Source organism: Mesorhizobium sp. L103C119B0, from assembly GCF_000502235.1.
Lineage (GTDB): Bacteria > Pseudomonadota > Alphaproteobacteria > Rhizobiales > Rhizobiaceae > Mesorhizobium.
This window is the reverse complement of sequence record NZ_AYXE01000003.1, coordinates 486,182-501,432: the sequence shown is the minus strand read 5'-3', so window position 1 is coordinate 501,432 and position 15,251 is coordinate 486,182. Positions and strand designations below refer to the sequence as shown.

The window sequence follows — 15,251 nt, the reverse complement described above, 5'->3', positions numbered from 1 at the left end:
CTGTCATCTTTTGCGCAACAAAGAGCGCATACCGTTCCACGATCATCGACAGGGGCAATTGCCTCACGAGGAGAGGTTCTTTGCCCCTACGACGCGGCGAGGGCCCTCCGGCGGACACGGCGTGCGGCATGCACCGTTCGGTCTGCAGTCACCGCTACATTTGCCACGTCAGATGTATGCGGCAAGGCGTTCGCGCTTCCATGCGACCTCTTGTAGGGCAGCAATTCCCTGACCCGAGCATTGACCGAGGCAATTTCGACCCGCAAGTCCTCACATTCCTGCCGTCTCACATCGAGTTCAATCTGATCGGACGCCTGCTGCATGGACAGTTGCGCAAAATCTGCGGTGATCTTGGAAAGGTTCACCTTGTTGGTTTCGGCCTCCTCAGCGAGTGCGGCCAACCTTTCGTCAGTCACCTGTTTTTCCGCCAGGGCGTCGCTCCATTGTAGCTGGAGCCTGGCGATCTCGGCCGCGGCCTCGTTGTTTGCGATTGAGGCGAGTTCGAAGCGCGATTGGAGGCTTTGAACTTCTGAGCGCAATCCTCGGTTCTCAGCCTGGCAGCGTTTAAGCTCGCCATCCATGTCCGCCTGCATAATCCTGGCTGCTTCGGTCACCTCCCATAACTTGGCCTGCGCAACCTCGAGTGAGGTGTGCAATTTGATTGCCTCTTTTTCGCTCTTGCCGAGCGCACTCAGCATTTCGGAATTTCGCGCAGCTTCGTTGGCATGGATCGTCGAGAAGGCATCCAGCCTATGCCGTGCCTCTTCCTCCCGCTTCATGGCCTTTTCCAGGTCAATAGACAGGCTCACATTTTTTTCACGCAGCTGTTTGTTCTCTCGGGAGCGCCTGTCGGCCTCGACATTTGCGGCGGCAAGCATGTTCGTGAGGTCGCCAAATTCCGCTTCGTTCTTTGTGGTGGTGTTCGCCGCTTCGACCAGCTCCAGCCTTGCCGCGGCCAACGCGCCACGGAGCACTTCACACTCCTGAACAAGGCTTGCCTGGCGCTGCTGCAATGTCTCGATGGTGCCTTGACGCTCACAGTACCGTCTGTTCAGGTCATTGAGTGTTTCCGACAAGTTCCTTTGATCTGCGATCAGATTTTGATTCGCCAGCTCCAGTTCGTTCGCACGGAGAATGTCCGCGTGAAGGATGTGAAAAAACTCGAACGTCAGTTGACATGTGCCTGTAATTTCGGAAATTTTTGCGTTGATGTCCTCGAAATGGAGCTTGGCATCGTGGAACAAGCCGTTAAACGAGCTCACGGCAGCAATTCGGCTCTGCGTGTGTGAGGTCAGCCGATGCGCTGGTATCGGCGAGCTATCATCGTCGTCGCCGGCACCGCCCTCACTCCGTACGCTGTCATCCTGTTCGTTGTTGTCGCCTGCCATGTTTGGCACGTCGGCGACATCCTCCAAATCGAGGCACTGGTCGACAGCGTTAGCCAAGTCAGCTTCGAGATCGTCGAACGACCTCTCCACATTGTCCTCGGCGCGTCTGATCAAATCCCTGAACTTCATAACTTCATCCCCTGCAGCCGCATGCCCGGAACCATTGAGGCACGAGGACTGAGATGCTTTTGTATCGAGAGCTCAACTCAGCGTCTTCGTTCAATCAAACGATGCCAGGGCGCCGGCGCCGCGAGGAGCCGAGAGCTGCGATTGGAAGGCCCTACATCGGTCTAGGTGCCTGCTGACTTATTCTTGAGGACTGCGCGGCTCCCCTTCTTGCCATCGTCTTGGCGTCAATGGTGTGTTGCCTGGGCACATTAACGCTCAGGTGCAGAAGCCCCGACGAACGGCCCGGCACAGCCTCTTGTGGGGCGCATCAGGCGGCCGGGCCTAACCGGCGGTTGAGTGTTTTGGTTTGCCGGCTGACTCACCATGCGACATTGGCGAGGCAAGCGCATCATTCGAACGAATTGGGGACCGGCCGCCTGGCCGCTCAATCACACTAAGCTTCCGTTGCCGGAGCTGGCGACGAGGTGCTTTGCCTCGAGCCTTGGTATCTACATACGAAGCGGCAATACGCGCCGATTGAGCAGTGGTCCGACCCGTCAAACTATCGCTGCAAAATGCGCGGCGGAAGGCATCCGAGGATATTCTCAGAGCAGCGGTAGGAGATCGAACGCGGGCGATCTTGCTGAATTCCCCAAACAATCCCGGCGGATATGAGTTCGGCAGGGACGATCTGGAAACAATTGCCACATTTGCCGAGCGGCACAATCTATGGATCATCAGCGATGAGGTTTACCGCAGAACAGTGTTCGACGGCGAGTTCCTCTCAATAGCATTCCCGGAATGAGAGAGCGGACGATAATTGTGAACAGCCTGTCGAAGTCTCATGCAATGACCGGCTGGAGGCTAGCGTGGACGCTTGGGCCGGTCTCGGCATCAGTTCATCTGGAAAATCTTGCGCAATGCATGCTCTTCGGATCGCCGACCTGTATTCAGGATGCCGCTGCGGTGACTCTCGATGAGGCGGTGACGCATGCGTTTCTTTTCGGACGCCCTTCTGCCGTTGATGTTGACCATTGCTGTGCGGATGTTCGCCGGGATATGCGTGAACCTTATCGTCCGCTGCGGCGCTCAATTTGCTCGGGGTTCTTGGAACCGTTCCGAACTTTCTCCTTGCGCCTCCGATCGAGTTGCGCGTGCTCATGCGGGGCGCTGAGGTGTCTCGATCCGCAGTGGCGCGGCCATTATGCGACGAAGCCGATCAGCTTAGTTGAAATTTGTCCCCAGCGGACGGGAACGACGCTTGGCCATGTTAGTTGATGTGAATGGAGCAGCTAAGAAAAGATCTGGCATTGCTTACGCGACCGGGCTTCTGGATAGCTTTCGGCATTTTGTTGCTGCTTTACGGGATTCAGGTCTTTTTTCTAATTCGGGCATGCCAATGCCTTTAGCCTGGAACATCGATCCCCCTAGCTGGAACGCGGTCTGTCCATCTCCCGGCGGCTGCGGCGATAGCGTTGATCAACGATATATTCATTTATAAGCCTGCTATTCCCGGGGATGCCGAGGTTGGCAGCGCCTGCATCGTTGATTACGCACGTGGCGCTCCCCTCAAGATAGGTGGTTACCATTCTCGCGCTGCCGGTGAGCATTGGAGTCCGCACTGTGTTGGACGTGCGCTCATGCGTCGGGAAATTTCTTATAGACAGGGGAGGGTCTGTCAGGCTGGAAAATCACAAGCTGCCCCGCGAATGAGGAAGCAAAAAAGGTGCAAGACCAGATCGATTTCTTCCGGGCAACTCGGTCCTTGCATCATCGCCGATCAGCGGCCGTACCGTCGAGAACCAAAATGCGCACGATCTCAGCCGGTCGGCTTCGACCAAAACATGCGGACTACCGGACGGGGACAGTCGGTGCCGCGTCCCGTCCTGTGGCCGGCGCTATGCTGACGCTCCTACGGTATCCCGTTCACCGCCCGCGCAGGAGGGCGAATTTCCTCCGTCCTGCGCGGGACAACCGTCCACTGTTGCGGCCGCACTCAGGACTGCGGCTTATACGCCGTTCTTCCTTTGAGCGGCGTCCAGTTCGCAGGGCTAAATCACCATTGGTATGCAGACGAGCCTCTCGGCGTCTGGACAGAGATCAATTGCGCTTTGCACCAGGGTTCCTGGATCGTAAGCTCCAAACACGCTGCAGTCGCCTGATATGGTCCACTACGTTGGCCGGCTCATACGGCTTCGCAAGGTGCGGGCCTTCCTGACAAAGGTCGCCCGCCGCGATCGCAGTTCGTTCTACTGCGGCAGAAAGCACTATTTTGACCTCGGGCTTGTTCTCGCGAACCCACTTCGACAGTTGGAACCCGTTCATGTTGCCCGGCAGGTCAACGTCACACAAGACGGTGTCCACACCGAACTCCGCATAGTTCAACGCTTGTTGCGCCTCACGTGCGAAATGGGCCTCAATCACCCTGTAGCCACAGTGGCGGAGATAGTCCGCGATGACGCATCGGGCGATGACGTCGCCGTCAACCACGAGGATCGTTTGGCTCTGTTGGTTCGGGGCTTCCATTGACGGAGAACGGTCAGCAACCGGCAGGGTTCCACGCATCATGACCTGCGCGGGATGCCGACCGAAGATCGCGGCGAGATCCTGCACGAAATGATCCCTGCCGGCGGGCGCATTCAATTCAGCGGAGCGATGCCGCACTGGTGACGCCGTTTGCCACCTGGTCGACGAGACGGGCTAGAAGGCATGGTCTCGAAGCTCAAGGGCAGTCCATATCGCAGCGGCAAACGAGCGCTTGGCGCAAGATCAAGTGCTTTGAGGAAAAGGAAATGCAAATCATCGGTGCACAGCGCGAGCGCGGCAAAGCTACCCAGGTGATCATGGCTGAAAAGGGCCTCTACAAAGGCGGCGCACTCGTCAACTTCAATGCCGATGAGCGGCAAGCGCTTTGGGATCGTGTCCAGGGCAAGGTTGGCGGCCCGGTCCCGAAGGGACATAAAAAGGAAAAGGCCGAGTGGCTGAAGCCCGGACTGGTTGGCTGGGTCGAGACCCTCAAAGGCGAAGAGAAGCTGCGGCACGCAAGGCTGCTGGATTTCCGGGAGGATGATGCAAATGGCCATGCCTAAGAAAGATCAGGAACGCGCCACCTACGCCTGGATGTACGGCGCCCAAGCGCGCAAGGATGGCAAGGAGCGTGAGGTGCCAGCTTACTGGCAGGAACATGCCGACGCGTGGCTGCAGGGCTTTGACGGTGTGGCGATGGACGGTTTTGGCAAGACCAAGACCGTCAACGACGAGATGGAGGCCGAGGTCGACGAAGCTGCCGTCGAGCGCCCCGACGAATAGCCATTTTGCCGTATGCCGTATGGTCGTTTTTAATTGGAGAAGGGTTTCGTTGGGCCTATAAAGATTGCGTTTACCATTGCCTTTTTAGGGAGAATGCGATGGTTGCAACGCCCATAGAAATCGCTCAAGCCGCTACTGCGACTACGGCCACCTTGCTGAAGTGGCAGAAGTCCATGGAGGAACGCGCCACGTTTCGCCAGAACATGGATCAATCGCGAAGGGCGATTCAAGCCTCACGCGATCTGCTGAAGCGCCTTCGCCAACGTCATCGCGACGACATGGCGGAAAGTTCGGAAAATGCCAACCCGTCTACTGTGCCGATATCGCAACGCGCCGGCAGCTAGCGGGAGGCGACCAGAGCCGATGTGAAGGAGAAAGTTTCAGTGGGCTGTTCCTGGGGTCGGCAACGAAGTTTAAGCCTTGTCAACCAGCGACTTTTTTCGCCCGCGTGGAAGTGCCACATGTCTTTCGACAAGGCGCACGTGCTCGGCCTCGACAGTCACCAATGGCCGGAGGCTGACGGTTACCTTGTCCCCGTCGATGCGTGTGACAGGGCCGATCAATTCCATATGCTGGCCAATCACAGTCTTCCAAGTCGAATCGACAACAGAATGCGGGAAGCCGTAGGAGGGGATCGTCACGCTCATGCGATCGGGCGTCACCCGGCCGCGCACAATCGCCGTGACTGCGACCTCGTCGCCAACTTTGATACTTCCCCGAGCGATGCCCAAGACTTTGGAGCAGCCGGCGCCGGCGTCAAGATGAGGGCGAGCTAATAAAACCCTTCCGCGCCGCGATTGTGACGCGGGGCGATCCGATCGCCGCCAGCGACTTAGCAGACCAATTGACGACGGCGGCCGAGAAGCCTGGCATCCCTGCCGACCAAATCAACGGCGAAATCGAAAGCGTCTTCGAACTGCTCTTAGAGGTGATGCGGCGCGAGAGTTGCGCGAGGAACCAGCCCGGAGGCTTCTCCGGGGCTGTGCCGGTCCTGTCCCGTTCCAGCGGATGAACTGCGCCTTCAGGCCGGTGACCGTCTCAATCGACTTCAACAGGGGTCCATGGGCCTCAGGTAGAGCTTGGCAGTGCTCCCTGTGGTACGCCAGGAGCGGCCCGCCGATGCTCTTGTGTAGCGCTTCGGCTGCCGCCAGGAAGCGCTCGATTTCAGCCCGGGAAAGCTGTTCGGAAGGTTTGTTCTGGCCATTGGCGCTCTCCATTGAGGGCGTCGCCGCAACGAGGACCATAATCCTACATGCCAGGCCGTCTGACAAGCGCCTCGCCGGCCTTACCCGAAGGAAGACGCAGGGCCACGGCGCCAAGCGGAGCCATCAGGAGCAACCCGCAAAGATGAGCAACGGCAGGCCCGGCGACCTCCTTTGGCACATGGGACAAACAAAAAGGGCGCCGAGCCTTACCGGCGCTGCTTTGTGAGGGAGACGACGCCGGATGATGAGAGTATGCGATCATGCTAATGTCTGCGAACCATGCGAATGAAGGAAAGCCGCGTGGCAGTGCCAATCAACGACGTTGAGACCAAGGTCGGCGGGTGCGATCAGGTTCGGACCATGATGACGGGCTGGTGGGCCTGCACATGGTGGTGGCTACCGCGCTACCGCCTTGCTTTGCGCCAGCCGGCGGCCCATGCCTCTGCCTCGCTGCACAGCCAGCGCTCGCTGTACTGAAACTGATCGTCGTTTTCCAGTAATGCTCCTGCCCTGGAACGTGATAAATCGCTCATCGGTACTGGTGGAAATGTTGCCCTTGATATCGCAGCTCCCCGCGCCGGCCGTGCGGGTGCCACTCAGCCAGCCAGCTGGGATGAGCCGGTCAGGGAACCATCACCAGCGCCGGCAGATATTGCCGTCGCCACATCCACCGCCCCTTTGCGTTCTTGCGCCAGCGGTCGGCCTGATCCGCACCTTGATGACGCTGGACTTTGCCCACGCCCTCTCCCCCGAGTGCAGAATGCTTCCAAAGCGGTAGCGAATCCAGACCGGAACATTAGCGCCGTCTAACGGTCATTTCGGCAGTGTTCCGAACCGTGATTGGTAGAGCGTTGGTGGCGTTTCATCTTGTCTATTTTTCCGGCCTGACGGCAGACCAGCTGCTAGGCAGCGCCGTTTCTATGATAGTGTGTTTGCTGCTTTATCACGGTCTAGCTACGGACCCTTAACTGATGGTCCACTTCCCGGCTACCCGGCAATCGAAGGTCGCGCGACGTTCCCGACTTTTTCAGCATGATGAGAAGCGCCTCTAGGATTTGTTGTGCGCCCGTAGCCAGTGCCCATGCATTCGCGACGATCTCTTGCTCACGCTCTGTCATCCCGCCCTCCTAAAATATGTGGTCGGCGCGTGCTTTAGAAAGCTTCGCCCCAGCAGGGGCGTGCTTGACGATTTCGGCGAACAGAAAAAGTCGCCGGCTCCGCCCGACCAGGCCGGGATGGTCGTTGGGAAATTTGTTGACGGCGCTCGTGTTCACCTCACGTCCAACGCGGTTGAACTGCAGCTGACCGTCGAAGTCGTGGCTGAGAATGTCCTTGAGGCTGGTCCTTTGGTCCCCGGGTCCAGCCAGGCGTCATAGTATGCCTGGTAGAGAATGAGAGGCTGTTGATCATGTGATGATGGTGCAGCTGGTTATGTCGAGATTGGAATTGTAAGCCCAAAGCCCGGCGAACGAGAAAGGCGCGTGGCCTGGCTGGGGCAAAGCGCGCAGCTGAATGACCGGAAGCTGCAGACGGACGATTGGTCACCCTTCTCTACGAGCAATCCGGCCTGCTCGGAGTGTCAGGGATATCCGGTGGTACGCGGACGCTAATCGACTCCGATGATCCTCTTGCCGCCGAAGCAGTCGATCTCTTCGTCTATCGTATCGCACGCGAGATCGGGTCGCTGGCCGCTGCGATAGGCGGACTGGACACGCTGGTGTTCAAGGCAGGCATACGCCAAAACGCGCCATATATTCGAGAGAGGGCCGGGGCTGTGGCCGGCTGGCTTGCGGTTAATATCGACCACAAGCTGAATGGGCGAGGCGACGAGGTCATCAGCCTTGCTGGTTCCGACGTCGACGCGCTTGTGATCCCCACCGATGAAGAGAGAGCCGTGGGGATCCAGCTGCTATCTGTGTGCCTCAAGCTTTGTCGCTCGTGCCCTGAGCGCCGAACCTGATGCTACTCGCGCGGCGGGTGTCTCGGCCTGTCAGGAGTTCGGCGGCAGGAGCATGGTCCCATAGCCGGCCATCAAGGCGATCAAGGTTGCTGCAACCAGCGGCAACCAGAACTTGATCGGTCCGGCAAATGCTGCCAGCGATGCGCGGCGATGCCGTCAGCACCGTCAGGAACCAGACCTCCCACGGGTTGAAACCGCCCCATGGGTCAATCGTCCGGTTTGGCAACAAGGGCCAAGATGATCGCTGCCGCAGCCGTGCGGCAAGACATTTGCGGCGGTGTTCCTCCGGCAACGACTTGTTTCAGCTAGTTGTGGAGGTGCGACAATTGAAATCCGGGCTGGCGTTCGACGCCGGATAACAGCGATTCCGCCGATCGGAACATGTCCTCGAATTCCAACTCGTTTTCAAACACCACGCCGCCGACGCTGATGGTCAGCGTGTCCGCGGTTCCTTTTGGCGCGAAATAGGCTTGGGCCACGCGCGCCCGGATACGGTCGCCGATCTCCCTGGCGTCGTCTTCTGTCGCACCGGGCAGAAAGACCCCGAACATGGAGGTTCCGATCCGGCCCACCAGATCTTCCTTGCGTACCGATGACTGGATGGTCGAGGCTATGAGCCGCAAGGCTTCGTCACCCCAGCCAAGGCCGAAGCGCAGATTGATGGACCTGATGTGTTCGGGATGAATGACCAGGAAGGCGCCAGATCTTGGACCAGACGATTCCGGCCTGGTTGCTCTCCTTTCGACCATCGACGTGAAGACTGTCCGGTTGAGGCAGCCTGTCAGGCTGTCAAAGGTCGCCGACTTGTTGAGTTCTCTTCGATAACGGACGAGCTCGGTCCGCTGCAGGCCAATGAACAGCAAAAGCGGGCCACCGACGATGACCGGCAACAGGATCGCTGTGACCATGCTGCGGCCGAACGGCGTCAAGGCTTCCGAGAACAGAAGCAGATAATTTAGGCCAACCGAGAGGAGCAGAATTCCCGCCGATCCCAGGGCAGTCAGCCATGCGATATCTTTCCATTGCCGGGGCGAGCTATTCGCCATTGGTGTCATCATTAGCCAATCTCCCGCCTGATCGGCTGTCATAAGGCCAAGGTGCTGCACTTTCAGTTTCGAGGAAACATACAATTTTAGTAATGGCGCAATCACCTACCATCGGCCCGAAATCAGGCCTTCAAAAGCAAGGCTACGGCGGTAAAAGCGACGACACCGAATTATCGGCTATTGCGGCGGGCCGAATATCCCCATCTGCGCGTCTCTGGCCACTGCCTCCGCCTTGCCATAGATGCCACTCGCCAAGGCCGTCGCCCAGCCCTTGGAAACAAGCCACGCGCCGACATCCTGCTTGCCCAAGCTGCACGGTGCCGCAATGGCAAAACGATCGATTTCCGGCGGCACGACGCATTTCAGCGCCCGGCCGCGCAGCCAGGAATTGAACGTCGCGCGCGCACGCTGGCCGCAAGGCCAGGCGATGCCACGAAAGGAACAGGTCTCATCCAGGTCAATGCCTTGGATCCCGCTGATGGCTACCTTGCGCCCCATGGATTCGAAGGTTGCCGACGAGGTGGCAACCGGTTGGAAAAGCAAGACCTCTGGCCAATCCTTTGGCATTCGCATCCCTGCAGGCGCGGCCAGACCAAGGTCGCTGAGCGGCGGGCGCGGCTCGACCCGTTCGATTTGCGCCGGATCAAGCTGTGGCGGCGCGATAAGGTCCTGAGCAATCTTGCGTGCCCGTCCTCGCCATGGCGTATTGGCGGCGCTCGGAGGTGGTCGCATTGCCTGGCTATGATCGATGGATTGACGTGGCGCCGGCCGATTGTTCGGAAGCAGATCTGCGGCCCGGATGATCAACAAGACCCCTGCCAGGAGGAGCAGGCTTCCGAGCGCTATCAAGCGATTGTGCCTCAGCCAGCCCATCAACTCAAGCAAGGTTCCTTGCCCCTCAATACCCCGATGTCGATTTGGCGACCAGCTTGAGTGCACCTTTTCGAACCTGGTAGAAGGGCATGGATCGCTCACTGGAGCCATCCGCCCGAAACCGGAACAGGCCGGTCGATCCGCGAAATCCGCTCCGATTTTCGAGCACCTGCTTGCTGAAGCCGTCAGGCCCGGCCGAACTTGCAATTCCTGCTGTCAGGGCGACCATATCATAGGCGTAGGCGACATTGGCGTCGGCTGGATAATTGTAGGTCGTCTTGAAGCGGTCGGCGATCGGGCCGGTTTCGGTTGGGTCGAGCGTGGCGATGTAGGAGCTCTCAAACAGCGGCTCCATCGGATGTTCCAGCCAGCGGTTGGTTCCAATGACGGCGACTGCTTTTCCAGGAATGCCTTTCGTTTTGAGCGCCGCAAGGATCTGCGCCGGATTGTCGTCGCCGCTGGCGATGATGATGGCATCGGGAGCCTCGACCAGCGAGCCCATATCATTGACCACTTTGGTGCCGCCATCGCCGGCCGGATACGGAATGGTGACGGCGAGCGTCGCGCCATAGATGCTGAGGCTGTTGGCGACCCGCTTTTCAACCGCGCCGGCATTCGCTCCTGCCGCGACGAGCAACACGAACTTCTTGCTGCCTTTGGCCGCCAGGCCGGCTGCGCCCGCGGCCGCGCTGTCGGCCTCGTTGAGGCGCACCGCATAGACGCCCGGGCCGCCGGCGAAATTGTCGGCCAGCGCCAGCACCGGCGGTCGCTTCGATCCCGAGAGCTTGGCTATGTGCTGCGCGGCCGCGAGTTCGACCGGGCCGATGACGATCTTAGTTCCAGTGGTGATCGCCTTCACAGCCAATTCGCTGGCGTGCGCGCTGTCGCCCTTGGTGTCCTCGACCGTGACCGTGAGCAGGACATTTCCAAGGTCGGCCATCGCCAGCTTGGTCGCATCGAGCATCTTCCTGCCGTTTTCGCCGGCGTTGCCCGGGGCCGACAAAGGCAGCAGCATCGTGACCTTCGTCGATCCCGTGCCGAGCGATTGCGTCGCCTGGGCGGGACCGGCAACAGCGCCGGCGGCCGGCGCCCCGGGTGCGGCGATCGCCGCCGGGTCGAGCGCGTCCGAGACGCTGCCCTTCGACTGGCAGCCCGACACTATGCCCGCGAACGCAAAGACGATCGCCCACGTCCACGAACCGTGTCGCTGCCGGCCAGAATCCATGATGCCTCCCTCATATCCCGCCGGGTATTTGTCCCGGTCTCATCCGTTCATCTTACGGCAGACTTGCCTCGCCGTCTTTGCAATTGCTGGATTATGGCTCAGCCGTCGAAAAGTCTTGCCCGGAGCGCCTTGATCATTCTGGCTTGCCCGGCGCTTCGATAGTCCGTGCATTTCATGTATCGCGGGCCCGGCACGAACAGCCGGCGCACACAAATCCGCCTCGCCGGGGCAGGGGCACGATCGTCTCCTGCTGTCGGGAATGCGGAGAATCCGAACGTCGCCACCGGCAATGGCCCGGCCACCGCAAAACCTTCTCTCGCCAGGATTGCACGCGCACGCCGGCAGTAGCGGACCGAAAGTTCGGAGAACCGGGTTTCACCGTGCCCGGCACGATACTTCATGACGGTGGTGCAGAGATCGCCTGCGGCAAGGCTGTTTGCCTGCGCCAGATATCTGACGCCGAGCGCGATGTTGGTCGCCGGCGCGCCAAGCTCGTCGAGCGAGCCGCGAAAGCCGAGCATTCGCGCCGTTCCCGGCATCACCTGCATCAACCCGACCTCACCATCGGCGCCGCGCACATCGGGATCGAATTCGCTTTCGATCTCCATTACCGCGTGCGCCAGCACCGGTTCCAAGCCGTAGAGCGATGCCTGGCATGTCGCAAAGGCCTTGAATGTCGCGCGCGTCCATTCGGAGGCGGCGTCGCAGCGAACCGGCCGCGTCAAGCCGGACGGAGCTTGCTGCTCGAGGGCAGGTCGTTCCAGCCAGTTGGCACGGGCTTCAGGGGCAAAAACGGCCAGTGCGATCGCTCCGGCAATCGCTCTCGACAATCTTCCACGGGCGATCATCGTCAGCCTGTCGGCGCGACTTGATCCCTTTCGGTCAGTTCATGTACTCGACCATGCGGTCGTGGAAGCACTCGCACTTGTTGAGCGTGTCCTCGTCCTTGTAGTTCGTCTTGAGGTAGCCATAGGCCATGCCGCAGGCGACCTTGGCTTCCGACGCCCAGACGAAGGCGGGGCGGGACGAATTGATCCATTCCGAGCTGTTGGCGACGGCCACCGACTCGTCCATCAGCTTGACCACCTGGACCTTGAGATCGACGATGTTGTCGTTCAACACCAGGTTCGATGTGCCGACGGTCCGGCAATAGTCGGCCACCGGCCCGTCGATGATGTCGGCGGCATAGCCAGTCGATCCAGCCAACAGCAGCGCCGCGGCCGAAGCCAGCAATCTTGCACAACGCTTCATTTAAGTCCCTCTCCAAACTGGGGTTTTATTGTTTCGCTAATATGTAGCATGAGAGTACGGCCACGCATAAGTGCTAAATCGTGGCCGTGTGCTGTTGATGTTGTGTGTCGTCGTAGAGGATGTTGATCGTGCCGGTGGCAGGCGCATTCTGCAGAACGGCGACATCCACGAAGTTGGCCGCGTTGCCCGAGCCGCTGGTATCGACGCTCACGGTGCTGGTCGCGGTGTCGTAATGCACATAGTCGGCCATGTTGCCGGCCGGCGCCTTGTCGAACAACGCGCTCAAGTCGATCTTGTCCCCTTCACCGGCATGGTAGTCGGCGATCAGATCCTTGATGTTTAGATTGTCGATCTTGAACGTGTCGGCTCCCGAAGTGCCGGCGATGTCCGCCGACGGCTGCGTCGGGGCAACCAGCGAAGTATTGAGTTCCACCTCGATGTAGTTGCCGCTCGTGCCGTCGGCCATCTGGAAAGTGCCATTGTCGGTCACAGTCTGCCCGTCGATCTCGCCAACAGCCGGTTGCGCTGCGGTACTGATGGAGACAATACCGTTGTCGGCGAGGTGCGACAATTCCCCGGCGTCGCTGATGCCGTTGGCATTGGCGTCCTGCCAGATCAGCAAGCTGTCGAATGCCGCGTCGTTGTGGTCGATGAGGCCGTCATGGTTGCTGTCGAGCGAGGCAAGTGCTGCCGCCCCGCTGGCGAAGTTGCCACCGCCGAAGCTCGGCGTGAACAGTTCGGTGCCGTCGTCGATCTTGCCGTCATGGTTGAGGTCCACCGCCAGCATGCCATCATGGGATGTGTTCCAGGCGAGCTGTTCCTTGGCGCCATCGCCATTCATATCGAACTGGACGCCGTGGCCGACATCGGAGAAGGCAAAGCCGTCGTGGTTCAGGTCGAGGATGATGGGATCGATCGACCCTGTGATCAGGGTGTTCAGGTCCGCTATCGTGACCCCCTGGAGATCGACGAGGGTTCCCACGCCGGCACCTGCACCGGTCTGGGTGTAGACAAATGTATGGCTCACTGCCGCTATCGTTGCCGTGAAGGCGAGCGTCGCCCCCGCGTTTCCGATATCCGTTATCGTCAGATACTGGACAACCGCGGCCAGGCTTGCGGTGGATGTGACCGCCAGTGGCTGGGTAAAGGAGTCGGTCCCGAAGAAGCTGGCAATACCGTTCGTGAGCGAATGGGACTGAACCGTGTCCCCGCCGATCGTCAAGGTGGAGTCCCCGCCATTGACGTTGCCGCCGGTCGCGGCCACCAGTGTCCCGGGCAGGCTCAATTTGTCGGTGCCGGCGACGAAGTCCGTAATAATGTCGTAGCCGGAGATCGTGCCGGCGTTGCCCGCTCCGCCTATGACAGGCGTCGAGTCACCGGCCCCGATCACGAAGGTGTCGGCACCGATGCCACCGGTCATCGTGTCTTTGCCGGCGCCGCCAACGAGAATGTCATTGCCGTCGCCGCCATTGAGGGTGTCGTCACCCGAGCCGCCAATGAGCAAATCGTTTCCACCGGCACCGTTCAGGGTGTCGTTCCCGTCCAACCCAGCCAGTACGTTCGCCGAGCCATTCCCGGTAAGCGAATCCCCAAAGTTGGAACCGATGATGTTGTCCACTCCCGCGCCGGCGGTTTCAGTCACCAAAGAGCCGGAACTTGAATGATCCGCGGTCGCGCTACCTGACGAAAGCAGATCGACGACCAGAGGACTGGTAGAAGTATCACCGTCTGCATCCTTCAATAGGAGTTCGAAGTTGAGTTCGACTGACGGGACGTTTGTGACGGAGGTGACGAATGCAAATGCGCCAATGTCGAAAGACTCGCCATCGAGGCTGGGGGTTGCACCGTTGATGGAACGGGCATTCTCGATTTCAACCCTGTCATATCCGGTCCCGGACGCCGTGACGAGAACGGTGTCGTTGAGGTCGAGACCTGTGACCAGGTAACCGCCATTTCCGTCCGTCGTCAGCAGAGCGAGATTCAAACTCACGCCGTTCACCTTGATATCGGTGATCGTGTTGAGCTGCGCGTCGTTCGCTAGCGCGGCGGAGTCGTTCGCAGTGTTGGGGTCATCGCCCGCATTGTAGATGCGCACCCAGGTCTCGATGGAGTCCGCCGGGGGACTACCGTTCACCTGGACAATGGCGAACTGGAAACTATTGACGTTGTAGTGCGTCGTGTAACCATACGAATTGTTGTTTCCGGAGGTAATCGTCGCACTGTTGACGAAATCAATCCGCAGGTTGTCTCCGTCATTCATCGAGTTGTTGGCGACGCCGATACCAGTCGTACTTGCCGAGACCGACGATCCCGATGCAGCGTTGCTGGTGCCATTCGCCAGGCGCTCGAAGCCGGAGAACAACAAGTCCTGAGTGGTACCGGCCACGTCCAGCGCCTTGAATTGCTGTGTGTTAGAGCCAAGCGCGGAAAAATTGTCGATGTGGGTCTGCTGCGTGGCGCCAATCGCGGCGAACACTTCAACTTGGTAATGGTCGGCGCTGGACGCCGCGCTTCCGTCTGGTTGCAGTGTTATCTGGAAGATCTCGGTTCCGGTGCCCAGACCGCCTGTCCACCCTTGCAGCTGCATTGGGGTGGCAGGATTGGAGTCGTGGTCGACAAGGAACAGCTGGATGGGCTGACCTCCCGATGTCAGATTGACCGAACTCCCATTTATGATGCCGGTGGCCAGCTGGCCGTTTGTGATGTTGGAGAAACTGATCGCGCCAAGCTGGTCAGCGCCGACATTGTTGTCGATGTTGGCATCCGCATCCAGATCGAATGTCGCCGTGCTGCCGGCGACGTTGACGAGGACTGCCCTCTCGGGAGATAGCATCGTCGGCACATCGTCGACGACGTGCACCACCAGATTGTCGCTTGCCGTGGTGC

General features: G+C 59.6%; 15 protein-coding genes. 7 read left to right on the top strand and 8 right to left on the bottom strand.

Annotated elements, in window-relative coordinates; translation table 11 throughout:
* Positions 1–86: 86 nt before the first annotated feature.
* The gene (locus tag X728_RS159335) at positions 87–1,517 is read right to left on the bottom strand and encodes a hypothetical protein (RefSeq protein ID WP_023830914.1); all 1,431 of its coding nucleotides are present in this window, start codon (positions 1,515–1,517) and stop codon (positions 87–89) included.
* 523 nt (positions 1,518–2,040) lie between these two features.
* Here X728_RS159335 and X728_RS1000000172045 point away from each other — a divergent pair.
* On the top strand, positions 2,041–2,301 hold the full coding sequence (locus tag X728_RS1000000172045) for an aminotransferase class I/II-fold pyridoxal phosphate-dependent enzyme (protein ID WP_081732334.1): 261 nt from the start codon (positions 2,041–2,043) through the stop codon (positions 2,299–2,301).
* Positions 2,302–3,596: 1,295 nt separating this feature from the next.
* Here X728_RS1000000172045 and X728_RS159340 read toward each other — a convergent pair.
* Positions 3,597–4,109 (bottom strand): response regulator, encoded by a 513-nt coding sequence (locus X728_RS159340; protein ID WP_023753040.1) that lies wholly within the window; start codon positions 4,107–4,109, stop codon positions 3,597–3,599.
* A 53-nt stretch (positions 4,110–4,162) separates the two neighbouring features.
* On the opposite strand from X728_RS159340, the gene X728_RS01000000166400 reads away from it, so the two are divergent.
* The 6 genes from X728_RS01000000166400 (at position 4,163) to X728_RS0134395 (ending at position 7,970) form a co-directional block, all read left to right on the top strand.
* Complete coding sequence (locus X728_RS01000000166400; protein ID WP_245263538.1) at positions 4,163–4,585, top strand: hypothetical protein; 423 nt, start codon at positions 4,163–4,165, stop codon at positions 4,583–4,585.
* Entirely contained in the window at positions 4,578–4,805 is a 228-nt protein-coding gene (locus tag X728_RS159345) for a hypothetical protein (RefSeq protein ID WP_245263537.1), read from the top strand. The genes X728_RS01000000166400 and X728_RS159345 overlap by 8 nt, the downstream gene beginning before the upstream one ends.
* 98 nt (positions 4,806–4,903) lie before the next feature.
* Positions 4,904–5,149 (top strand): hypothetical protein, encoded by a 246-nt coding sequence (locus X728_RS0134400; RefSeq protein ID WP_023670916.1) that lies wholly within the window; start codon positions 4,904–4,906, stop codon positions 5,147–5,149.
* A gap of 117 nt (positions 5,150–5,266) precedes the next feature.
* On the top strand, positions 5,267–5,581 hold the full coding sequence (locus X728_RS1000000172225) for a hypothetical protein (protein WP_155923930.1): 315 nt from the start codon (positions 5,267–5,269) through the stop codon (positions 5,579–5,581).
* 729 nt (positions 5,582–6,310) lie between these two features.
* Positions 6,311–6,487 carry a hypothetical protein gene (locus tag X728_RS1000000170930; protein ID WP_155929682.1) on the top strand — a complete coding sequence of 59 codons (177 nt, stop codon included), beginning with the start codon at positions 6,311–6,313 and terminating at the stop codon, positions 6,485–6,487.
* 1,060 nt (positions 6,488–7,547) lie between these two features.
* Positions 7,548–7,970, top strand: coding sequence for an acetate/propionate family kinase (locus X728_RS0134395; RefSeq protein ID WP_023830908.1), 423 nt, complete (start codon positions 7,548–7,550; stop codon positions 7,968–7,970).
* A 305-nt stretch (positions 7,971–8,275) separates the two neighbouring features.
* Here X728_RS0134395 and X728_RS159375 read toward each other — a convergent pair whose 3' ends face one another.
* The 6 genes from X728_RS159375 to X728_RS1000000170140 all read right to left on the bottom strand — a co-directional run bounded on the left by X728_RS159375 (position 8,276) and on the right by X728_RS1000000170140 (position 15,228).
* Positions 8,276–9,028: a GGDEF domain-containing protein gene (locus X728_RS159375; RefSeq protein WP_023729554.1), complete on the bottom strand. Its 753-nt coding sequence runs from the start codon at positions 9,026–9,028 to the stop codon at positions 8,276–8,278.
* 165 nt (positions 9,029–9,193) lie between these two features.
* Positions 9,194–9,901 carry a thermonuclease family protein gene (locus X728_RS159380; protein WP_245266076.1) on the bottom strand — a complete coding sequence of 236 codons (708 nt, stop codon included), beginning with the start codon at positions 9,899–9,901 and terminating at the stop codon, positions 9,194–9,196.
* A gap of 13 nt (positions 9,902–9,914) precedes the next feature.
* A complete protein-coding gene (locus X728_RS159385) occupies positions 9,915–11,114 on the bottom strand; it encodes an ABC transporter substrate-binding protein (RefSeq protein ID WP_023830906.1) in 1,200 nt (399 codons plus the stop codon).
* Positions 11,115–11,212: 98 nt separating this feature from the next.
* Complete coding sequence (locus X728_RS159390; protein ID WP_023830905.1) at positions 11,213–11,962, bottom strand: transglycosylase SLT domain-containing protein; 750 nt, start codon at positions 11,960–11,962, stop codon at positions 11,213–11,215.
* Positions 11,963–11,996: 34 nt separating this feature from the next.
* Entirely contained in the window at positions 11,997–12,365 is a 369-nt protein-coding gene (locus tag X728_RS159395) for a hypothetical protein (protein WP_023830904.1), read from the bottom strand.
* A gap of 73 nt (positions 12,366–12,438) precedes the next feature.
* Entirely contained in the window at positions 12,439–15,228 is a 2,790-nt protein-coding gene (locus X728_RS1000000170140) for a type I secretion C-terminal target domain-containing protein (protein ID WP_031194965.1), read from the bottom strand.
* Positions 15,229–15,251 lie beyond the last annotated feature (23 nt).